The following is a 20,762-nucleotide window of genomic DNA, read 5'->3' on the forward strand; positions in this document are numbered from 1 at the left end:
CAGGGGTCGCAAAATCGCCCAGTGAGGTGAGCGAAACCCTCTTGACAATACCCTTGACGCTGGATAAGGCGCCCGTCAGTAGGGGAGCGACATCGTCCGCGCGGACGTGAAACAATCGGACTGGCTCACCGGTATCAACAGCGAGCAGGAGACACAGCACGATGCGTATCGGAGTTCTCACCGCAGGCGGCGACTGCCCCGGCCTGAACGCCGTGATCCGGTCGGTCGTGCACCGAGCCGTCACGCAGTACGGCGACGAGGTGATCGGCTTCGAGGACGGGTACGCGGGCCTGCTGGACGGCCACTACCGCGGTCTCGACCTGGAGGCGGTCAGCGGCATCCTGGCGCGCGGCGGCACCATTCTGGGCTCCTCCCGACTGGAGCGCGACCGGCTGCGCGAGGCGTGCGAGAGCGCCATCGACATCGCCCGCGACTTCGGCATCGACGCGCTGATCCCGATCGGCGGCGAGGGCACCCTGACGGCGGCCCGCATGCTCTCGGACGCCGGCCTGCCGGTGGTCGGGGTCCCCAAGACGATCGACAACGACATCTCCTCGACGGACCGGACGTTCGGGTTCGACACGGCGGTCGGCGTCGCCACCGAGGCCATGGACCGCCTGAAGACGACCGCGGAGTCCCACCAGCGCGTGATGGTCGTGGAGGTGATGGGCCGCCACGCGGGCTGGATCGCCCTGGAGTCCGGCATGGCGGCCGGCGCGCACGGCATCTGCCTGCCCGAGCGCCCCTTCGACCCCGCCGACCTGGCGAAGATGGTCGAGGAGCGCTTCTCGCGCGGCAAGAAGTTCGCGGTGATCTGCGTGGCCGAGGGCGCCCACCCCGCCGACGGCAGCATGGACTACGGCAAGGGCGCCATCGACCAGTACGGCCACGAGCGCTTCCAGGGCATCGGTACGGCCCTGGCCTTCGAGCTGGAGCGCCGCCTCGGCAAGGAGGCCAAGCCGGTCATCCTCGGCCATGTCCAGCGCGGCGGTGTGCCCACGGCGTACGACCGTGTCCTCGCCACCCGCTTCGGCTGGCACGCGGTGGAGGCCGCGCACCGGGGCGAGTTCGGCAGGATGACCGCACTGCGCGGGACCGACATCGTGATGGTGCCGCTGGCGGAGGCCGTGACCGAGCTGAAGACGGTGCCGAAGGACCGGATGGACGAGGCGGAGTCGGTCTTCTAGGCCCGGCCCCCACCCCCGGGCGCCCCCTCCACCCTGCCGGGCTGCGGGGGCATGGGCCCAGGCGCCTCCCGACGACTGCGGGATCGACCTGTTGAAGCCGCACCGGGAGAACGACCACTGCTGCGCGCTCAGGCCGGGGCACTCCCGACCGTCGCCCAGAAGCGCTCCACGATCCGGTCCAGGAACTCACGGCCGGCCGCGCTGGACGCACTGCCGCCGCCGCCCCAGCTGAGCGTGGCGGTCATCTGCCCCTGGTAGTTCTGGTGCAGCTCCTGGAGGGCGTCCTCCACAAGGCGCCGGTCCAGGGGCACCATCTTGCCGACCGGACGTACGTACGCCTGCCAGCGCGTCGTCACGGCACTGCGCAGCAGCTCGGCGAGTCTCGTGTCACGGCCGGTGACGGTGATGAAGTCCGGGACGGTCAGGCCGAGCACATCGGCGAGGGCGGCGGACTGGCGGTCGGTGCCCTCCCAGTCGTCGTTCTCCTCCATGCGCAGGTACGCGACGAGTTCGTGCCCGACGGCGCGCGCCACGTCCTCGGGCGCGAGACCCCGGGCGATGCGGTGTTCGCGCAGCGTCCGCGGCTTGCCGAGCAGCTCACTGGGCGAGCACCACAGCACGCCCGCGAGGGCGGTGAGCTCGCTGTTGTCGGGCGCGGCGATCTCGCGTTCCCAGGCCGCGACGAGGTCCTGGGTGACGTAGGGCAGGCCGTACGAGGAGCGCATGCCGTAGGCGACGTGCTCGGGTCCCATGTTGAGGGCGGCGCGGAGTCTGCGGGCTGCGGGGGCGTTGAAGGGGGGAGTGGGCGGGGTTCGGCGGCTGGAGCGGCTGGGCTGGTTCGGTTGGGCTTGGGGTCGGCGCACGGGGCACAACGTAGGGCGGGCCGGGTGGTGTGACTACGGTCTGTTCGGCCAGGATTACGGATTGTATGAAGCTACGGCTACTGGCGGGTTCGTTGACGGGGGAGATCGTTTGCGGGGTGGGCGGGGTGCCGCCGCGGGTGGCGTCGGAAGGGGGTCGGGACGGATCCGGGAGGGGGTGACGGATGGTGACGTTCGGTGAACGGAAAGGTCAGGCGGCATATTCGCGAGCGCTTTCCGTCGTCGATCTCCTGACGGCTCGCGGAGCCGGCCGCGGAGGGGGCGGAGCGGATATCGGTCGTGTGCTCGGGTCTCGAAGACGGGTACGTCAACGCGGAGCGGGCCGACGGGACGGGCGGGGCAGGTGCGACGCGGCTCAATCCCGACGCTGCGACCGGTACGCGGCGCGACCCGTCCCGCCCGGCCCTCACCCCTTGACCGCCCCGCTCAACGCGAATCCTCCGCCCAGCCGCCGGGCCACCAGCACATAGAGCAGGATCACCGGCGTCGAGTAGATGATCGAGAAGGCCGCCAGCTGCCCGTACACCACGGTCCCGCGGTTCCCGAAGAACTCGTTGATGCTCACGGCGGCCGGCATCTGGTCCGGCGTGAGCAGCAGCATGAACGGAACGAAGAAGTTCCCCCACATCATCACGAACGAGAACACCGTCACCACCGCCACCCCCGGCCCCATCAGCGGCAGCACCACCCGCAGCAGCGACTGGAGCGACGAAGCGCCGTCCGTCCAGGCGGCCTCCTCCAGCTCCTTCGGGACCCCGTCCATGAAGTTCTTCATCAGCCAGATGGCGAACGGCAGTTGGGAGGCGGCGAAGAAGAACACCGTCCCCTCCATGGTGTCGATCAGGTTCACCCGCACGAAGAGGGCGTACACCGGCACCATGATCGCTGTGATCGGCAGGCTCGTCGCGAACAGGATCGTGAGCAGGAACGGACGGTTGAAGCGCGACCGGAACCGCGACAGCGGGTAGGCCGCGAGCGCCGCGCACGCGACCGTCAGCGCCGTGCCCCCGCCGCACAGGAGCAGGCTGTTGAGCAGCGGGGTGAAGGTGATGTCCGGCGTCAGGACCGCGTCGAAGTTGTCCAGGGTGACCCCGTCCGGGACCTTCACCTGGAGGTTCGCGTCGGTGTCCAGCGAGGACAGGACCACCCACGCCAGCGGCAGCACGAACGCCGCGGCCATCACCAGGAGACCGGCGTCGGCGGCCAGGCGGTGCGTGGTGCGACGGGACGAGAGCGTACGGGCCATACGGCGTCAGACCTCCGTTCGCAGCAGACGCAGGTAGACCACCGAGAACAGCGAGCCCACCACCAGCAGCAGAAGGGCGACCGCGGTGCCGTAGCCGATCATGCTCTTCTGGAACGCCTCCTCGTACATGAAGAGCGGCAGCGTCTGGCTCCTGCCGCCCGGGCCGCCCCGTGTCATCACCCAGATCAGGCCGAAGACGGACAGGGTCTGGAGGGTGATGAGCATGAGGTTGGTGCCGATGGAGCGGCGGATCATCGGGAGGGTGATGTGCCACATACGGCGCCGGCCGCCGGCGCCGTCGACCTCCGCCGCCTCCGTGATCTCCTTGGGGATCTCGTTCAGCGCCGCCGAGTAGACCAGCATCGAGAAGGCGGTCCCGCGCCAGACGTTCGCGAACGACACGGCGAGGATCGGGAGGGTGAACAGCCAGTTCTGGGTGGGCAGATGGAGCCAGTCCAGGATGGCGTTCAGGGTGCCTTCGCGGCGGAAGAAGGCGTAGAGGAGGAACCCGGCGACGACCTCCGGCAGCACCCAGGCCGTGATCACGACGGCACCCACGAGCGTACGGACCGGCTTCGACGCGCGCTGCATCAGCGCGGCCAGGGCCAGCCCCAGGGTGTTCTGGCCGACCAGGGCGGAGACGACGGTGAAGACGAGGGTGAGCCAGACCGCGTTGCGGAACGCCTCGTCGTCGAACGCCGTACGGAAGTTGTCGAAACCGACGAACGAGTCCTCGGCCTGGCCGGTGAGCTGGAGGTCGGTGAAGGCGATGTAGGCGCAGTAGGCGATCGGGCCGGCCAGGAAGAGGACCAGGAGGACGACGGCGGGGGCGACGGGGAGGGCACGGGTGAGGAGGCGGCTGAGGGGGCGGGCCCGCGTCATCCGCGCGGGCCCGGCGCCTGAGCGCACATGTCGGCGGCGCTCACTTCTCGATCACCTGGTCGTCCGCCGCCGCCTTCAGCTCCTCGTCGTAGGCCGCGGCCGCGTCCGCGACCGACATGTCCCCCGTCGTCACGCCCTCCATCGCCTCCTGGACGGCGGTGGAGACCTTCGGGTACGCCGGGTAGGCGGGGCGGTAGTGCGTGCTGGCGACCAGGTCCGTGAAGAACTTGATGCCGGGCTGGGCCTCGACGTAGGCGGGGTCGGCGGCCACGTCCTCGCGGACCGCGATGCCGGAGTTGGCGACGTACCACTTCTGGGCGTTCGCCTTCGTCTGCATCGTCTTGACGAACTCGAAGGCGAGGTCGGGGTTGCCCGCCTTGGCCGGGATGGACCAGGTCCAGCCGCCGGACATGCTCACCTTGCCGGGAGCCTGTCCCTTCTGGGTGGGCATGGCGGCGAGACCGAGTTCGTCGGACCACTCGGGCCACTCGTGGCCGCTGCCCGGGAGCCAGTCCTGGGGGAGCCAGGAGCCGTCGAGGGCGATGCCGAGCTTGCCCTGCGGCAGCCACTCGCCGCGGACGCGGGTCATGACGTTGGGGTCGAGGGCGTCGGAGACGTCCGGACCGAGCTTCTCCTTGTAGACGGTCTCCACGAAGGAGAGGGAGTCCTTGAAGCCCTGGCTGCCGGCGATCCACTTCTTGGCGGACCTGTCGTAGAGGGGGTCGGACGCGCCGTCGCCCGTGCCCGTGCCGTAGAGCAGCATCTCGAACGTCTGCATCGTGGCGGCCTCACCGACGGGCTTGCCGGTGTAGACGTTGAGGGGGATGACGTCGGGGGCCTTCTTCTTGATGGCGCGGGCGGCGTCGAGGACGTCGTCCCAGGTCCTCGGCTGCCAGTCGGCGGGCAGACCGGCCTTCTTGAAGATGTCCTTGCTGAACCACAGACCCCGGGTGTCGGTGCCGTCCGGGACGCCGTACGTCTTGCCGTCCTCGCCCTTGGCGGCCTCCTTGGCCGTGTCGATGAACTGCCCCCAGTCCTTCCACTCGGCGAGGTAGGGGTCGAGGGGCTTCAGGTACCCGCTGGTGATGTCCGAGTTGATGAGGAAGGTGTCCTCGTAGACCAGGTCGGGCGCGGTCTTGGGGGAGCGGAGCATCTGCTGGAGCTTGGTGTAGTACTCCGAGTCCGGGGCCTTGATGGGCACGAACTCGACCTTCTTGCCGGGGTTCGCCTTCTCGAACTGCTTCTTGACGTCCGCGAGGTAGGTGTCCATCACCTTGACGGAGTTGTCCGTGGACTGCTTGAAGGAGACCTTGATGGTGTCCGGGTCGCTACCGGAACCGCCGCCGCAGGCGGTGAGCGTTCCTGCGGCGGCGAGGGTGAGGGCGAGGAGTGTGGGGAGGGAGGCGGTGGGGCGCACGGGCATGACCTCCTGCGGGCGCACTTCGTTGTGGCGCTGGACGGCTGCCCGGTGAACGTAGGTCGAGTGGTCTAGTCAGGTCAATGCGTGTGCGGGGTATTGATGTTGACGGTTTCGGTGGGGCGACGGCCGGCTTCGTGGCCCGCCGCTACCGACCCGCCCCCGCCCCCGGAACCCACCGGTACACCAGCTCCGGTCTCCCCACCTGCCCGTAGACCGGCTTCCGCTCGGCCCTGCCCGCCTCGACCAGGTGCTCCAGATACCGGCGAGCCGTGATGCGGGAGATCCCGACGGTCTCGGCGACCCCCGTCGCCGTGAGCCCTTCCTCGGCCTCCCGCACAGCCCCCGTCACCCGCTCCAGCGTCGGCCCGCTCAACCCTTTCGGCAGCGCGGCCGGCCCCGGTGCCCGCAGCGCGCCCAGCGCCCGGTCCACCTCCTCCTGCCCGCTGGCCTCTCCCACGGCCGCGTGGAACTCGGCGTACCGCACGAGCCGGTCCCGCAGGGTCGCGAAGGTGAAGGGCTTCAGTACGTACTGCACGACCCCCAGCGACACCCCCTCGCGCACCACGGCCAGGTCCCGGGCCGATGTCACCGCGATCACGTCCGCGTGATGCCCGGCCGCCCGCAGTGACCGGGCCAGCTGGAGCCCGTGCACATCCGGCAGGTGCAGGTCGAGCAGCAGCAGATCCACCGGCGTCCGCTCCAGCGCGCGCCGCGCCTCCGCCCCCGTATGGGCCTTGCCGACCGCGACGAACCCCGGCACCCGGCCGACGTACATCATGTGCGCGTCCGCCGCCACCGGGTCGTCCTCCACGACCAGGACGCGAATCGCCTGCTGGGCCGCCGTCATACGTCACCTCTCGAAACCACCGCGCCCTGGGCAGCGGCTCCCCGCGCCGCGGCGGAACCTTCCCCCGGAAGGGGCCCGTGCTTGGCGCCGGCCCCCTCCACCAGCGGCAACCGCACTTCGAACACCGCCCCGCCGCCGTCGGCCTCCGCCACCGACAACACGCCCTGGTGCCGGATCGCGGCCTGGCGGACGAGTGCCAGACCCAGCCCCCGGCCCCCCGGCCCGGCCGGCTTCGTGGTGAACCCGCGCTGGAACACCGTCTCGGCCAGCGCGGGGTCCACCCCGGCGCCGGTGTCCGACACCCGTAGCACCAGCTCGCCGTCCTCGGCGTACGCCGTCACCGTCACCCGTGCCCCCACACTTCCCTGCGCCGCGTCCACCGCGTTGTCGATCAGGTTGCCGAGGATCGTCACCAGATCCCGGGCGGGCAGCGACGGCGGCAGCAGGCCGTCGTCGAGGCGGCTGTCCTCCGACACGACCAGCTCGACGCCCCGCTCGTTCGCCTGTGCCGTCTTGCCCAGCAGCAACGCCGCCAGCACCGGCTCGCTGACCGCCGCGACGACCTGATCCGTCAGGGCCTGCGCCAGCTCCAGCTCGGCGGTCGCGAACTCCACCGCCTCCTCGGCACGTCCGAGTTCGATCAGGGACACCACCGTGTGCAGTCGGTTCGCCGCCTCGTGCGCCTGCGAGCGCAGCGCCTGGGTGAAGCCCCGCTCGGAGTCCAACTCGCCCATCAGGGACTGGAGTTCGGTCACGTCCCGCAGGGTCACCATCGTGCCGCGCCGCTCACCGCCCGACACCGGCGACGTGTTCACCACCAGGACCCGTTCCGCGGCCAGATGCACCTCGTCCACCCTCGGCTCGGAGGCCAGCAGCGCCCCGGTCAGCGGGGCGGGCAGGCCGAGCTCCGCGACCGACTGCCCCACCACATCACCGCCCACACCCAGTAGCTCGCGCCCGCCGTCATTGATCAGCGCCACACGGTACTGCCCGTCCAGCATCAGCAGACCCTCGCGTACCGCGTGCAACGCGGCCTGGTGGTAGTCGTGCATATGGCTGAGCTCGGACGCGTTCATGCCATGGGTGTGCCGACGCAGCCGGGCATTGATCACATACGTGCCGACCGCACCCAGCGCGAGCGCGCCCGCCGCCACCCCGAGCAGGGCCGTCAGCTGGTCCTGCACCCGCTTGCTGATCTCCTCGACCCGGATGCCGGCGCTGACCATCCCCACGATGTCCGACGGCCGCTCTCCCCCGTCGTAGATCGGTACGACGGCCCGCACGGACGATCCGAGCGTGCCGGTGTACGTCTCGGTGAAGGGCTCGCCCCGCAGCGCGCGCGCCGTGTGGCCGCGGAAGTGCTGGCCGATCTGCCGCTCGTCCGGGTGCGTCCAGCGGATGCCCGCGGGGTTCATGATCGTGACGAAGTCGACCTCCGCGTCGCGCTGGACGCGCAGCGCGTACGGCTGGAGTTCGGCCGTCGGATCGTGGGTGCGGATCGCCTCCCGCACGGACGGCGCGTCCGCGATCGACTGCGCCACCGCCTTGGCCTGCCGCCCCGCCGCGTCCTCGGCCTGGCCGCGGTCACTGACGTACGTGAACACCGCGTACCCGGCCACGAGCACGGCTATCAGCACGGCCTGCATGGCGAAGAGCTGGCCGGCCAGGCTGCGGGGTCTCGGGACGGGGATGCGCATGTCGCCAGTCTGCCCCCATGGCCGATTGTGAACTAAATGAACGGAAGGGTGACCGCCCTCACACGGCGGGAGATAGTCACCGCATCGCTGAGTGCGACGCCCCCCGTCCCCGGGACGCGCCGGCCGGTCAGCGAGACCCCCACCCCCGGACGTGAGCCGCACGCCGGTGACACCGACGAAGACGTCAAGGAGGGCAGCCGTGGCCGCCGCCAGTTCCCCCGAGAAGGCACCCGCCGCTCCCGTCGCCAAACGGGATCGCACGCACTACCTGTACATCGCGGTGATCATCGCGGTGACCCTCGGTATCACCGTGGGCCTGGTCGCGCCCGACTTCGCGGTCGAGCTGAAGCCCATCGGTACGGGCTTCGTGAACCTCATCAAGATGATGATCTCGCCGATCATCTTCTGCACGATCGTTCTGGGCATCGGCTCGGTACGCAAGGCCGCCAAGGTCGGCAAGGTCGGCGGTATCGCGCTGGTCTACTTCCTCGCGATGTCGCTGGTCGCGCTCAGCATCGGTCTCGTCGTCGGCAACCTCCTGGAGCCGGGCACGGGTCTGCAGATCACCGACGCCATCAAGAACGCCGGCCACGAGCAGGTCGACGCGGAGGCCAAGGACACCACCGAGTTCCTGCTCAGCCTCATCCCGACCACGATGGTCTCCGCCTTCACCTCGGAATCGGTCCTGCAGACCCTGGTCATCGCGCTGCTCGCCGGCTTCGCGCTGCAGGCCATGGGCTCGACCGGGGAGCCGATCCTGCGCGGTGTGCAGCACATCCAGCGGCTCGTCTTCCGCATCCTCGCCATGGTGATGTGGGCCGCGCCGATCGGTGCCTTCGGTGCCATCGCGGCCGTCACCGGGTCGGCCGGCCTCGATGCGCTGAAGGAGCTCGCCATCCTGATGCTGGGCTTCTACGTCACCTGCTTCCTCTTCGTCTTCATCGTGCTCGGCGCGCTGCTGCGGATCGTCGCCGGCCTCAACATCTTCACGCTCTTCAAGTACCTGGGCCGTGAGTTCCTGCTGATCCTGTCGACCTCCTCCTCCGAGTCCGCGCTGCCGCGCCTCATCGCGAAGATGGAGCACCTGGGCGTCAGCAAGCCCGTCGTCGGCATCACCGTCCCGACCGGCTACTCCTTCAACCTCGACGGCACCATGATCTACATGACCATGGCGTCCCTGTTCATCGCCGACGCCATGGGTACGCCGATGGCGATCGCCGAGCAGATCCCGCTGCTGCTCTTCCTGCTGGTCGCCTCCAAGGGCGCCGCCGGTGTCACCGGTGCGGGTCTGGCCACGCTGGCCGGCGGCCTCCAGTCGCACAAGCCCGCCCTGGTGGACGGCATCGGCCTCATCGTCGGCATCGACCGCTTCATGAGCGAGGCCCGCGCCCTGACGAACTTCGCGGGCAACGCGGTGGCCACGGTCCTGATCGGCACCTGGACGAAGGAGATCGACCGCGAGCGGGTCGACGAGGTGCTCGCCGGTCAGATCCCGTTCGACGAGGCGACCCTCGTGGACGACGGCCACGGCGGTCACAGCGGCCCGGCCGAGGCCGAAGTGCCCGAGCAGGGCGGCGAGAAGGAACTCGCCAAGGCCTGACCTCCGGCCCGGTCCCAGCTCCGGACGTCCGGCCCCGCCTGAACCGGGGCCGGACGTCCGGCCATCACACTCCGGGCGGCTGAGTAGCTCCCCCGTCGCTCAGCCGCCCGGGCCTCTCCCCACCGCACGCATGAGTGCGGTGGGGCAAGTCTTTTGCCCCACCGCACACTGCCCACCGCCCCGCGGTCAGCCGACCGTGACCGCCGCACCGCTCAGCCGCTCCAGCTCCTCCGCGTTCAGGGCCAGCTCCGCCGCAGCCGCCGAATCCCGGATCGTCTGCGGACGGCTCGCCCCCGGAATCGGGATCACGGCAGGGGAGCGCGCCAGCAGCCAGGCCAGGCACACCTGCTGAGGGCTGACGCCGTGCGCCCGCGCCACGGCACGGAAGGCGCCGAAGCGCGGCTCGTCCGCCGTCCGTGCCACCGTGTCCTCCCGCGGCCCGTCCAGCGAGCTGCGGGCGATACCGCCCAGCGGGCTCCACGGCAGGAACGCCAGCCCCAGTTCCGCGCACAGCCGCAGCTCGGCCTCGCTGTCCCGGACGGCGGGCGAGTACTGGTTCTGCACCGACACCAGTCGGTCGCCGAGGATCCGGCGGGCCGCGCGGATCTGCTCCACGTCGGTGTTGGAGACGCCGGCCAGGCGGATCTTGCCCGCGTCGAGGAGTTCGCGCAGCGCGCCGACCGATTCCTCGAAGGGTACGGCCGGGTCGGGCTTGTGCAACTGGTAGAGCCCGATCGCCTCGACGCCGAGCCGCCGCAGCGAGGCCTCGGCGGCCGCCCTGAGATGGCGGGGGTCGCCGTTCACCGACCAGCTGCCGTCGGCCGGCCTGCCGCGGCCGCCCTTGGTGGCCACCAGCACGGCGTCCGGGTCGCCGCCGTACGCGGCCAGCGCGCGGGCCACCAGGAGTTCATTGTGACCGGGCTCGGCGCCCGGCAGATGGTACGAGTCGGCCGTGTCCAGCAGCGTCACCCCCGAGTCCAGGGCGGCGTGCACGGTGGCCAGGGCACGCCGGTCGTCGGGGCGGCCCTCGATGGACAGCGGCATCACGCCGAGGCCGATCGCGCTGACGCGGTGGGTGCCAAGAGTGCGGTAGCGCACTTCAGTCGTCCTTTCCGAGGGTCTCGGCGACGGCCTGGGGGAGCCACTGCCGGGCACGGGTGAAGCGGAAACCCAGCCGGGTGGCACGGGAGTTGTCCATGCCGTAGGCGCGGGTGAAGGAGAGCGGGGAGACCTCGCCGACCTCGATGTGCTGGTAGACGGCCTTGCCGTGCGGGAGGTGCGCGGCGATGGCGTCGCACAGGTCCTCGGTGGTCAGCAGGCCGTGCGAGGCGGCGTTGACCGGCCCGGTGAAGTCCTGGCCCAGCGCCCAGAACAGGAAGTCGGCGATCTCCTCGACATGGATGTACGTCGCCGGGTGGTTCACCACCGGTACGGCGATCGGCGTCCCGCTGCGGACGCGGCTCGCGTAGTGCGTCATACGGCCCGTGAAGTCGTCGTCCCCGCCCAGCACATGGGCGACGCGCACCGCCGTGTACGGGAAGTCCGGGGCGGCGGCGAACACGGCCTCCGCCTGCCGCTTGCCCTCGCCGTAGTGGGTGTCGAGGAACTCCGGCTCGTCCCAGGGGAGTTCGAGGTCGACGGCCACGTCCAGCGGATCCACGTCCGACTCGCGTACGGGGGCGATCGAGTCCTCGTACTCGTACACCTCCACCGTCGACGTCAGCACATAGCGACGGGTGCGGCCGGTGAGGACGCGGCGGGCGATCTCCGCCTGGCGCGGTGTGTAGCAGACCTGGTCGACCACGGCGTCGAAGGTCCGTGAACCCAGCGCCGCCGTCAGCGACTTCTCGTCGCCGCGGTCGGCGACCAGCTGGACCACACCCGGTGGCGGCGCCGACGATCCGCGATTGAGGACCGTCACCCGGTCCCCGGCCGCCAGCAGTCGCGCGATCAGCCGCTTGCCGAAATAGCGGTTGCCGCCGATGACCAGTACTTCTCGTGCCGTTCGCATGACCATAATTCTCCTGGCCGTATACCGCGTCCTGAAGGGGAAGACATGGGAGATCAGGCCGCCGTGCCGAAGGAACCACGGCATCTGCGCCCGGCCACCGGTGAAACATCGGTGGCCTTCGACGCCCTGGACCGGCAGATCCTCGAACTCCTCCAGACCGACGGCCGGATCAAGCTGAGCGAGCTGGGCCGCCGCGTGCGCCTCAGCCCGGCAGCCGTCACCGAGCGCGTACGGCGACTGGAGGCGGCCGGCGCGATCACGGGCTACGGCGCCCATGTCGTCCCGGCCCGGCTCGGCTACGGCATCCAGGCGTTCATCCGGGTCAACCCGCACGGCGGCTACACCCTCAAACACCCCCGCACACTGGAGCTGCTCGACCGCCCGGAGATCATCGAGGTGCACCACGTCGTCGGCGAGGACTGCTGGATCCTCAAGGTCGCCGTCGAGGACACCGTCCACCTGGAGGAGGTCCTCGAACAGACCTCGGCGCTGGGCCGTACGACGACGTCGATCGTGCTGTCCTCCCCGGTGCGCAGAAAGCCGCTCCTGCCGCGGTTGCCCTGACGTCGGCGTCAAGGATTACGTTCGTACGCATGCGAATCGGCGAGCTGGCCGCGCGGGCCGGGACCACGACGCGCACGTTGCGCTACTACGAGTCGCGGGGGCTGCTGCCCGCGCGACGCGGCGACAACGGGTATCGGACGTACGACGAGAGCGATCTGAAGCTGCTCCGGCAGATCAGGACGTTGCAGGACTTCGGGTTCGACCTGGAGGAGACCCGGCCGTTCGTGGAGTGTCTGCGGGCCGGGCACCCGGAGGGCGACTCGTGTCCCGCCTCGCTCGCGGTCTACCGGCGCAAGCTGGACGAGCTCGACGGGCTGATCGGGCAGTTGCAGGCCGTGCGGGCCAAGATCGGGCTGCTCCTCGCGATGGCCGAGGGCGAACCACCGTTGTGCGAACTGGGAGGACGGGAACTGTGATCAGGGCGGCAGGCGTGGCCGAGGTGACGGACGCGGACTTCGAGGCGGAGGTGATCGGGGCGGAACTGCCGGTGCTGGTGGAATTCACCGCCGACTGGTGTCCGCCGTGCCGGCAGATGGGGCCGGTGCTCACCGCCGTCGCCGGGGAGATGGGCGACCGGCTCAAGGTGGTGCAGCTGGACGTGGACACCAACCCCGAGACCACCAACGCGTACAAGGTGCTGTCCATGCCGACGTTCATGGTGTTCCAGGGCGGTGAGCCCGTGAAGTCGATGGTCGGCGCCCGGCCCAGGCGGCGGTTGCTGGAGGAGCTGTCCGACGTCCTCTGAGCCCGGCCCGGAACGAGGAAATCCCCCGAGCAATTGCGCTCGGGGGATTTCTTTGCGTATATTCGATGGTTCGCGACTTCAAGAGTATTGAGTCGCAAAGAAGTTCAGTGAGCACAGTATATCCGGCCGGGAGCGGAATTGTCAAACACCGAATTTCAAGACGGTGAAATGCGGAGTGAGCAGGAATTCATCGACGACCTGTACGCCCGCGTGGACGCGCTGCGCGGCGACACCGAGAGCTCCGTCACGGACGCTCTCGCCCAGGGCAACACGCCCATGCAGGCCCGCCTGGAGCGGGACATCCTCGTCGCCGAGCGCTCCGGGCTGCTCGCCGCGCTGAACGCCGTGGACGGGTCGCTCTGCTTCGGCCGGATCGACCTCGACTCCGGCGTCAGCCACCGCATCGGCCGGATCGGCCTGCGCACCGACGACGCCGAGCGCACACCGGTCCTCATCGACTGGCGGGCCGACGTCGCCCGCCCCTTCTACCTGGCCACCGGCCACACCCCGATGGGGCTGCGCCGCCGGCGGCACATCACCACCAGCGACCGTACCGTCACGGCCCTGCACGACGAGATCCTCGATCTGGGGGACCAGACCAGGACCGGCCACGAGGACCCGACCGGCGACGCGGTCCTGCTCGCCGCGCTCGACTCCGCGCGCACGGGCCGGATGAACGACATCGTGCAGACGATCCAGGCCGAGCAGGACGAGATCATCCGGGCGCCCCACCGCGGCGTGCTGGTGGTGGAGGGCGGCCCCGGCACCGGCAAGACGGCCGTCGCCCTGCACCGGGCCGCGTATCTCCTCTACGAGTACCGCGAACTGCTCGCCAAGCGCGCGGTCCTGATCGTCGGCCCCAACCCCGCCTTCCTCGGCTACATCGGCGAGGTCCTGCCCTCGCTCGGCGAGACAGGCGTCCTGCTGGCCACGGTCGGCGAGCTGTTCCCGGGAGTACGGGCGACCGCTGCCGACACCCGTGAGGCGGCTGCCGTGAAGGGCCGCGCCGACATGGCCGACGTACTCGCGGAGGTCGTACGCGACTGGCAGTCGCTGCCGGATCCGGTGATCGCGATCGAGCACGAACGCGAGATCCTGATGCTCGACGACGACCTGGTGAAGGTGGCCCGCGAGCGCACCCGGGCCGCGGAACTCCAGCACAACGTGGCCCGCGAGTACTTCGAGGGCCACCTCCTCAACACGCTCACCGAGCTGTACGCCGAGCGCGTCGGCACCGACCCGTACGACGGCAGCAGCCTCCTCGACCCGAGCGACATCACCCAGATCCGTGACGAGCTCGCCGAGAACCCCGAGGTCTGGGCCGCCATCGACCAGTTGTGGCCCCGTCTGACGCCGCAGCGCCTGGTCGCGGACTTCCTCGCCGACCCCGTCGGCTACCTCCCCGACGAGGACGTGGCCGCGATCCGCCGGCCCGTGACACGGGCGTGGACGGTGGCGGACGTACCGCTCCTCGACGAGGCGGCCGAGCTCCTCGGCGAGGACGACCGGGTGGCCCGGGCGCGCGCGGACCGCGAGCGCGAGACGCAGGTGGCGTACGCGCAGGGCGTGCTGGACGTCTCGTTCGCCTCCCGTACCTACGAGTTCGAGGACAAGGACGACGAGGACAGCGAGGTCCTCTCCGCGCACGACATCATCGATGCCGAGCGCTTCGCCGAACGCCACGAGGAAGACGACCACCGCAGCGCCGCCGAGCGGGCGGCCGCCGACCGGACCTGGGCGTTCGGGCACATCATCGTCGACGAGGCGCAGGAGCTGTCGCCGATGGCCTGGCGGCTGCTCATGCGGCGCAGCCCGACCCGCTCGATGACGCTGGTCGGCGACCCGGCGCAGACCGCGGAAGCGGCGGGTGTCGGCTCCTGGGCGGGCATCCTGGAGCCGTATGTCGAGGACCGCTGGGAGCACACCCGGCTCGGCGTCAACTACCGCACCCCGGCCGAGATCATGGAGCTGGCCGCGGCGGTCGTGCGTGCCCAGGACCCCGCTTTCGAGCCCCCGAGTTCGGTCCGCTCGACCGGCGTGCGGCCCTGGGTGCGCGCCACCGACGACCTGCCCGGCGCGGTGGCCAAGGCCGTCGGGGAACTGACTCCCGCCGACGGCCGGCTCGCGGTCATCGCCCCGCGCCATCTGCACCGGAAGCTGGCGGCCCGGCTGGACGGGATCACGGCGGGCGCCGAACCCGACCTCACGCAGAGCGTCGTCCTCCTCGACCCGCGGCAGTCGAAGGGACTGGAATTCGACTCCGTGCTGGTGGTGGAGCCGGGTCTGTACGGCACGAGCGATCTGTACGTGGCGCTCACCCGGGCGACGCAGCGGTTGGGGGTGCTGCACACGGGTTCGCTGCCGCGGAGCCTGGCCGAGGGGGCGCCGGCCCCGGGGTGACCGTCCCTGGGGACTCCGCCCCAGCCCCCCGCCGCGAGGGCTGATGCCGAACTGCGCGACCAACGGCCGGTGGGGGCTGGTCGCGCAGTTCCCCGCGCCCCTTGAGGGCGACACCGCCGGCGTTTGAGGACGAGGCCGCAGGCCGATGGAGGTCCAGGGGGCGGAGCCCCCTGGACGGGGTCGAAGGGGCGGAGCCCCTGGGGATGGGACGGGTAGGGGCGGCGGGGGCGAGAGACTACGCCGGACGCAGCCACACCGTGGCCAGCGGTGGCAGCGTCAGCCGGATGCTGGCCGGGCGGCCGTGCCAACCCTGGGGTTCCGGCTTGATCGGGTCGGGGTTGGTGACGTCACCGCCGCCGTACTTCGCCGCGTCGGTGTTCAGCGTCTCGTACCAGGCCGGCACGTCGTCCGGGACACCGAGGCGGTACTCCTCCCGCACGACCGGCGACAGGTTCGACACCGCCAGCAGCGGAGCACCCTCCGCGTCGAAGCGCACGAACGCGAACACGTTGTCCTCGGCCGCGTCCCCGACCACCCACTGGAAGCCGGACGGATCGGTGTCCCGCTGCCACAGGGCCGGAGTGTGCCGGTAGACCGTGTTGAGGTCGCGGACCAGGTCCCGCACCCCCCGGTGGTCCGGCTCCGCCCCGTACGCCGGGTCCAGCAGCCACCAGTCTGGCCCGTGCGCCTCGGACCACTCCGCGCCCTGCGCGAACTCCTGCCCCATGAAGAGCAACTGCTTGCCCGGATGGGCCCACATGAAGCCCAGGTAGGCGCGGTGGTTGGCACGCTGCTGCCACCAGTCGCCCGGCATCTTCGACACCAGCGAGCGCTTGCCGTGGACCACCTCGTCGTGGGAGATGGGGAGCACGTAGTTCTCGCTGTAGGCGTACACCATCGAGAAGGTCATCCCGTCGTGGTGGTACTTGCGGTGCACCGGCTCCTTGCCGACGTACTCCAGCGAGTCGTGCATCCAGCCCATGTTCCACTTCAGCCCGAACCCCAGGCCCCCGAAGCCGCCCGGGCCCGCCACATGCGTCGGCCGTGTCACACCGTCCCAGGCCGTGGACTCCTCCGCGATCGTCACGACCCCCGGCACCCGCCGGTACACCGTCGCGTTCATCTCCTGGAGGAACGCCACCGCGTCCAGGTTCTCCCGCCCGCCGTGCTCGTTCGGGACCCACTGGCCCGGCTCGCGCGAGTAGTCCAGGTAGAGCATGGACGCCACCGCGTCCACCCGGAGCCCGTCGATGTGGAACTCCTCGCACCAGTAGACGGCGTTGGCGACCAGGAAGTTGCGCACCTCCCGGCGACCGAAGTCGAACTCCAGCGTGCCCCAGTCCGGGTGCGCGGAGCGCAGCGGATCCTCGTGCTCGTACAGCGGCCGGCCGTCGAACTCCGCCAGCGCCCAGTCGTCGCGCGGGAAGTGCGCCGGCACCCAGTCCATCAGGACGCCGATCCCGGCCTGGTGCAGGGCGTCCACCAGGTACTTGAAGTCGTCAGGCGTGCCGAGGCGGGCCGTGGGCGCGTAGAAGCCGGTGACCTGGTAACCCCAGGAGCCGCCGAACGGGTGCTCGGCGACCGGCATCAGCTCGACGTGCGTGAACCCCAGGTCCTTGACGTAGGCCGGGAGCTGCTCGGCCAGTTGACGGTACGTCAGTCCGGGCCGCCAGGACGCCAGGTGGACCTCGTACACCGAGAACGGCGCCTCGTGCGTCGGGGTCGCCCCACGCCGGGCCAGCCACTGCCCGTCGCCCCACTCGTGCTTCGAGGCGTACACGACGGACGACGTGTTGGGCGGGGCCTCGGTCCGGCGGGCCAGCGGGTCGGCGCGCAGCGTCTTCGAGCCGTCGGGCCGGGTGATCTCGAACTTGTACAGCTCGCCCACGCCGATGCCGGGCACGAACAGCTCCCAGACGCCGGCGCCACCGAGCGAGCGCATCGGATACCCGGTGCCGTCCCAGAAGTTGAAGGTGCCGGCCACGGACACGCCCCGCGCGTTCGGCGCCCACACCGTGAACCGGGTGCCGGTCACGCCCTGGTGCGTCATCGGCTCGGCGCCCAGCGCCCGCCACAGCTCCTCGTGCCGGCCCTCGCCGATCAGATGCAGGTCGAGCTCGCCCAGCGCGGGCAGGAAACGGTATGTGTCCTCGGTCTCCTGGACCGAACCCTCGTACGCCACGAGCAGCCGGTACTCCTCCGGCACGTCCCGCAGCGGCAGCAGCCCCGAGAAGAACCCCTCCCCGTCGTCGTGCAGTTCGGCCCGCAGGCTGCCCGCGACGACGGTGACCGACAGGGCGTACGGCCGCAACGCGCGGAAGGCGACACCGCCGGGCACCGGATGGGCGCCGAGCACGGAGTGCGGGTCGTGATGGGTGCCGGTGAGGAGCCGGTCACGGTCGGCGGCGTCGAGGGCGGGCGACACCGCGACCTCCACGGGTGCCTCCGGCGGGGCGGCGGACTGCGGCGCGGGGGCATTTCCGGCGCTCACCGCCGCTGCCCCGGGCTTGTGGGCGGCCGCCTTCTGCGCCGGGATCCTCTTCGCGGTGGCCTTCTGCGCGGGGATCTTCTTCGCCGCTGCCCCGCTCGCGGGGCCGCCCTTCGCGGTCGCGCTCCGGCCTGCCGCGCTCTTCGCGACGGCCTTCTTGGCGGCAGCCTTCTTCGCCGTGGTCTTCTCCGCGGCCGTCTTCTTCACGGCCGTCTTCTTCGCGGTGGCCTTCTGGGCAGGTGCCTTCTTGGCGGTCGCCTTCTTCGCCGTGGAGGTCTTCGCCGCCGCCTTCTTGGTCGTCGCCTTCTTCGTCGCCCCCTTCTTCATGGCGTCCGCGGCCTTCTCGGCGGTCTTCGGCGTCGCCTTCCTCGCGGCGCCGGCCTTCTTCGCGGCGCTCTTCTCGGCCTTCTCCTCGGTCGCCTCGACGGCCGGCTTCTGGGCCGTCGGCTTGGGTTCCGACGCGCTGGTGGGAGTGGTGCGGGGGGTCACGGGCGGGGCCTCCTGGGCGAAGGTGGGGATGGGGGCGTGGAGGGGGACGGGGTGCCGGTGTCCGCGGCCAGGCGACGTATGGCGGACAGCGGCACCGGGAGCCAGTCGGGGCGGTGACGGGCCTCGTAGACGACCTCGTAGATCGCCTTGTCGGTCTCGTAGGCACGCAGCAGCACCGGATCGGTCCGTGGATCGGTGCCGCTGACCTGCGCGTACCCGGAGCAGTAGGCGGCCCGGCAGGAGTCGGCCCAGCCCGGTACCGGCGGGTCGGCCGAGTGGGCCGCGTAGTCGAAGGAGCGCAGCATGCCCGCCACGTCCCGCACCGGCGGCTGCGGCATCCGCCGTTCGGCCAGCGGCTTCGACGGCTCGCCCTCGAAGTCGATCAGCCACCACCGGCCGGCGGGCGAGCGCAGGCACTGCCCGAGATGCAGGTCGCCGTGGATGCGCTGGGCGGTCCAGGTGCACCCCTCGGCGGCCAGGTCGGCCAGCGCCGCGAAGGCGGAGCGCAGGCCGGGTGCGAACGGCCGGAGCGCGGGCACCGCCTGCGCGGCCACCTCCAGCCGTTCGACCATGCCGGCGACGAGCTGCTCCACCTGCGTGCGACCGAGGGTCACGGTCGGCAGGGTGCGGGCCAGCGCCGTGTGCACCTCGGCGGTCGCCCGCCCCAGCGCCCGGGCCGCCGCGGAGAAGTCCTCGCCCTTGGCCAGTTCGCGCAGCGCCAGCTCCCAGCCGTCGGCGGCACCCTGTACGAACGGCTGGAGCACGCCGAGCACATACGCGTCGCCGGACAGCTCCGCCCGGATCCACGCCGTCGGCGCGGGCACCCGGTCGCAGTCCTCCCGGGCCAGCGCCAGCGGCAGCTCCAGGTCGGGATTGACGCCGGGCACGACCCGGCGCAACAGCTTCAGGATGAACGTATCGCCGTAGACGACCGACGAGTTGGACTGCTCGGAGGTGACCAGGCGCGGCACCAGACCGGACCGGATGTCCCGGCTCCCGTCGCGCTCGAAGCGCAGTCCGCCGATCCTGGCCCCGGTGCGCAGCGCCTCCAGGAGCAGTTCGGTGGGACGGGTGTCGTACAGGGCGTCGTACACCGTGCGTCCGGCGAGCGGGCCCTCGGCCACGTGTCCGATCAGCGCGGGCGCCAGCCGGGGCGGCAACGCCTCACGCTCGCCTATGAGGAGCTGGTAGCAGTCCGCGGGCTGCTCCGGGGCGCCCGGCACCGGGGTGAGGGCCTGATGGGCGCGTACGAGCAGGTGGTACAGGCCCAGCTTGCCGCCGGGCGGCAGCAACTCGGTGGCCGCCACCAGCGAGAACCCGGTGACCGGACGCCCCTTGCCCGCGAACCAGCGCTGCCGTGGCAGCCACTCCCGCAGCAGTGGGTCCAGCGAGGCGAGGAGAACTGGAGAGGTCGAGAGGGTGCGGGTGACGGCTTTCGACATGGCGTCACGTCCTTTCCCCGTGCCGGTCGGGGTGGTTACTGATGCGTGCCCCGGGCGGGGCGGGAGAAACCGCCCCGCCCGGGCTCTCAGGCGGCGTCCCTGCGGAGCCGGAACCAGTAGAAGCCGTGGCCTCCGAGCGTCAGCAAGTACGGCAGTTCACCGATGGCCGGGAATCGCACCCCGCCGGACAGCTCGACCGGATGCCGTCCGCTGAACCTCCGCAGATCCAGCTCCGTCGGCTGCGCGAACCGGGAGAAGTTGTTCACGCACAGGACGAGATCGTCCTCGTATTCACGCAGGAAGGCGATCACGGCCGGGTTCGACGACTGGAGTTCCGTGTAGGAGCCGAGACCGAAGGCCGGGTTCTGCTTGCGGATCTCGATCATGCGGCGGGTCCAGTGCAGCAGAGAGGACGGCGAGGACATGGACGCCTCGACGTTCGTCACCTGATAGCCGTAGACCGGGTCCATGATCGTGGGCAGGACCAGCCGTCCCGGGTCGCAGGAGGAGAACCCGGCGTTGCGGTCCGGGGTCCACTGCATGGGGGTGCGGACGGCGTCGCGGTCGCCGAGCCAGATGTTGTCGCCCATGCCGATCTCGTCGCCGTAGTAGAGGATCGGCGAGCCGGGGAGCGAGAGCAGCAGGGCGGTGAACAGCTCGATCTGGTTGCGGTCGTTGTCCAGCAGGGGGGCCAGCCGGCGCCGGATGCCGATGTTGGCGCGCATGCGCGGGTCCTTGGCGTACTCCGCGTACATGTAGTCGCGCTCTTCGTCGGTGACCATTTCGAGGGTCAGCTCGTCGTGGTTGCGCAGGAAGATGCCCCACTGGCAGCCGGAGGGGATGGCCGGCGTCTTGGCGAGGAT

General features: G+C 70.8%; 17 protein-coding genes. 6 read left to right on the top strand and 11 right to left on the bottom strand.

Going from position 1 to position 20,762, the window contains the following annotated elements:
• The first annotated feature begins 161 nt into the window (after window positions 1-161).
• Window positions 162-1,187: an ATP-dependent 6-phosphofructokinase gene (locus ACFU95_RS45070; RefSeq protein ID WP_383841667.1), complete on the top strand. Its 1,026-nt coding sequence runs from the start codon at window positions 162-164 to the stop codon at window positions 1,185-1,187.
• A gap of 128 nt (window positions 1,188-1,315) precedes the next feature.
• Here ACFU95_RS45070 and ACFU95_RS45075 read toward each other — a convergent pair whose 3' ends face one another.
• From ACFU95_RS45075 to ACFU95_RS45100, 6 genes are all read right to left on the bottom strand, one after another.
• The gene (locus ACFU95_RS45075; RefSeq protein WP_383841670.1) at window positions 1,316-2,050 is read right to left on the bottom strand and encodes a helix-turn-helix domain-containing protein; all 735 of its coding nucleotides are present in this window, start codon (window positions 2,048-2,050) and stop codon (window positions 1,316-1,318) included.
• 424 nt (window positions 2,051-2,474) lie between these two features.
• Window positions 2,475-3,314: a carbohydrate ABC transporter permease gene (locus ACFU95_RS45080; RefSeq protein ID WP_383841673.1), complete on the bottom strand. Its 840-nt coding sequence runs from the start codon at window positions 3,312-3,314 to the stop codon at window positions 2,475-2,477.
• A gap of 6 nt (window positions 3,315-3,320) precedes the next feature.
• Window positions 3,321-4,196, bottom strand: a complete 876-nt coding sequence (locus ACFU95_RS45085; protein WP_383841676.1) for a carbohydrate ABC transporter permease — start codon at window positions 4,194-4,196, stop codon at window positions 3,321-3,323.
• Between the two features lie 40 nt (window positions 4,197-4,236).
• A complete protein-coding gene (locus ACFU95_RS45090) occupies window positions 4,237-5,619 on the bottom strand; it encodes an extracellular solute-binding protein (protein WP_383841679.1) in 1,383 nt (460 codons plus the stop codon).
• Between the two features lie 142 nt (window positions 5,620-5,761).
• A complete protein-coding gene (locus ACFU95_RS45095; RefSeq protein WP_383841682.1) occupies window positions 5,762-6,463 on the bottom strand; it encodes a response regulator in 702 nt (233 codons plus the stop codon).
• The gene (locus ACFU95_RS45100; RefSeq protein WP_383841685.1) at window positions 6,460-8,160 is read right to left on the bottom strand and encodes an ATP-binding protein; all 1,701 of its coding nucleotides are present in this window, start codon (window positions 8,158-8,160) and stop codon (window positions 6,460-6,462) included. Before ACFU95_RS45100 ends, ACFU95_RS45095 begins: the two co-directional genes overlap by 4 nt.
• Before the next feature lie 199 nt (window positions 8,161-8,359).
• Here ACFU95_RS45100 and ACFU95_RS45105 point away from each other — a divergent pair, with 199 nt between their 5' ends.
• On the top strand, window positions 8,360-9,760 hold the full coding sequence (locus ACFU95_RS45105; protein WP_383841687.1) for a cation:dicarboxylate symporter family transporter: 1,401 nt from the start codon (window positions 8,360-8,362) through the stop codon (window positions 9,758-9,760).
• Between the two features lie 186 nt (window positions 9,761-9,946).
• On the opposite strand, the gene ACFU95_RS45110 is transcribed toward ACFU95_RS45105, so the two are convergent.
• Both ACFU95_RS45110 and ACFU95_RS45115 read right to left on the bottom strand, forming a co-directional pair.
• Window positions 9,947-10,858, bottom strand: a complete 912-nt coding sequence (locus tag ACFU95_RS45110; RefSeq protein WP_383841690.1) for an aldo/keto reductase — start codon at window positions 10,856-10,858, stop codon at window positions 9,947-9,949.
• A gap of 1 nt (window position 10,859) precedes the next feature.
• A complete protein-coding gene (locus ACFU95_RS45115) occupies window positions 10,860-11,771 on the bottom strand; it encodes an NAD-dependent epimerase/dehydratase family protein (RefSeq protein ID WP_383841693.1) in 912 nt (303 codons plus the stop codon).
• Window positions 11,772-11,816: 45 nt separating this feature from the next.
• Between ACFU95_RS45115 and ACFU95_RS45120 the strand changes: the two genes are divergently transcribed.
• The 4 genes from ACFU95_RS45120 to ACFU95_RS45135 all read left to right on the top strand — a co-directional run bounded on the left by ACFU95_RS45120 (window position 11,817) and on the right by ACFU95_RS45135 (window position 15,480).
• Window positions 11,817-12,335: an Lrp/AsnC family transcriptional regulator gene (locus tag ACFU95_RS45120; protein WP_383841696.1), complete on the top strand. Its 519-nt coding sequence runs from the start codon at window positions 11,817-11,819 to the stop codon at window positions 12,333-12,335.
• A 29-nt stretch (window positions 12,336-12,364) separates the two neighbouring features.
• Complete coding sequence (locus ACFU95_RS45125) at window positions 12,365-12,751, top strand: MerR family transcriptional regulator (protein ID WP_383841699.1); 387 nt, start codon at window positions 12,365-12,367, stop codon at window positions 12,749-12,751.
• On the top strand, window positions 12,748-13,080 hold the full coding sequence (locus ACFU95_RS45130) for a thioredoxin family protein (protein ID WP_383841702.1): 333 nt from the start codon (window positions 12,748-12,750) through the stop codon (window positions 13,078-13,080). Before ACFU95_RS45125 ends, ACFU95_RS45130 begins: the two co-directional genes overlap by 4 nt.
• A 168-nt stretch (window positions 13,081-13,248) precedes the next feature.
• Window positions 13,249-15,480, top strand: coding sequence for a HelD family protein (locus ACFU95_RS45135; RefSeq protein WP_383841705.1), 2,232 nt, complete (start codon window positions 13,249-13,251; stop codon window positions 15,478-15,480).
• A 235-nt stretch (window positions 15,481-15,715) separates the two neighbouring features.
• Here the strand turns inward: ACFU95_RS45135 and glgB are convergent, their stop codons facing one another.
• From glgB to ACFU95_RS45150, 3 genes are all read right to left on the bottom strand, one after another.
• Complete coding sequence (gene glgB, locus ACFU95_RS45140; protein WP_383841708.1) at window positions 15,716-18,457, bottom strand: 1,4-alpha-glucan branching enzyme; 2,742 nt, start codon at window positions 18,455-18,457, stop codon at window positions 15,716-15,718.
• Entirely contained in the window at window positions 18,454-19,899 is a 1,446-nt protein-coding gene (locus ACFU95_RS45145) for a maltokinase (protein ID WP_383841711.1), read from the bottom strand. Before ACFU95_RS45145 ends, glgB begins: the two co-directional genes overlap by 4 nt.
• Window positions 19,900-19,985: 86 nt before the next feature.
• Window positions 19,986-20,762 (bottom strand): alpha-glucosidase C-terminal domain-containing protein (locus tag ACFU95_RS45150; protein ID WP_383841714.1); only part of this gene is annotated, 777 nt, incomplete at its 5' end.

Origin of the sequence: Streptomyces sp. NPDC057623 (genome assembly GCF_042800355.1) — a bacterium.
Lineage (GTDB): Bacteria > Actinomycetota > Actinomycetes > Streptomycetales > Streptomycetaceae > Streptomyces.

Coding starts and splice junctions, on each gene's coding strand:
- ACFU95_RS45070 (WP_383841667.1), top strand. CDS start 162: ATGCGTATCGGAGTTCTCACCGCAGGCGGCGACTGCCCCGGCCTGAAC.
- ACFU95_RS45080 (WP_383841673.1), bottom strand. CDS start 3,314: ATGGCCCGTACGCTCTCGTCCCGTCGCACCACGCACCGCCTGGCCGCC.
- ACFU95_RS45085 (WP_383841676.1), bottom strand. CDS start 4,196: ATGACGCGGGCCCGCCCCCTCAGCCGCCTCCTCACCCGTGCCCTCCCC.
- ACFU95_RS45090 (WP_383841679.1), bottom strand. CDS start 5,619: ATGCCCGTGCGCCCCACCGCCTCCCTCCCCACACTCCTCGCCCTCACC.
- ACFU95_RS45095 (WP_383841682.1), bottom strand. CDS start 6,463: ATGACGGCGGCCCAGCAGGCGATTCGCGTCCTGGTCGTGGAGGACGAC.
- ACFU95_RS45100 (WP_383841685.1), bottom strand. CDS start 8,160: ATGCGCATCCCCGTCCCGAGACCCCGCAGCCTGGCCGGCCAGCTCTTC.
- ACFU95_RS45115 (WP_383841693.1), bottom strand. CDS start 11,771: ATGCGAACGGCACGAGAAGTACTGGTCATCGGCGGCAACCGCTATTTC.
- ACFU95_RS45120 (WP_383841696.1), top strand. CDS start 11,817: ATGGGAGATCAGGCCGCCGTGCCGAAGGAACCACGGCATCTGCGCCCG.
- ACFU95_RS45125 (WP_383841699.1), top strand. CDS start 12,365: ATGCGAATCGGCGAGCTGGCCGCGCGGGCCGGGACCACGACGCGCACG.
- ACFU95_RS45135 (WP_383841705.1), top strand. CDS start 13,249: ATGCGGAGTGAGCAGGAATTCATCGACGACCTGTACGCCCGCGTGGAC.
- ACFU95_RS45145 (WP_383841711.1), bottom strand. CDS start 19,899: ATGTCGAAAGCCGTCACCCGCACCCTCTCGACCTCTCCAGTTCTCCTC.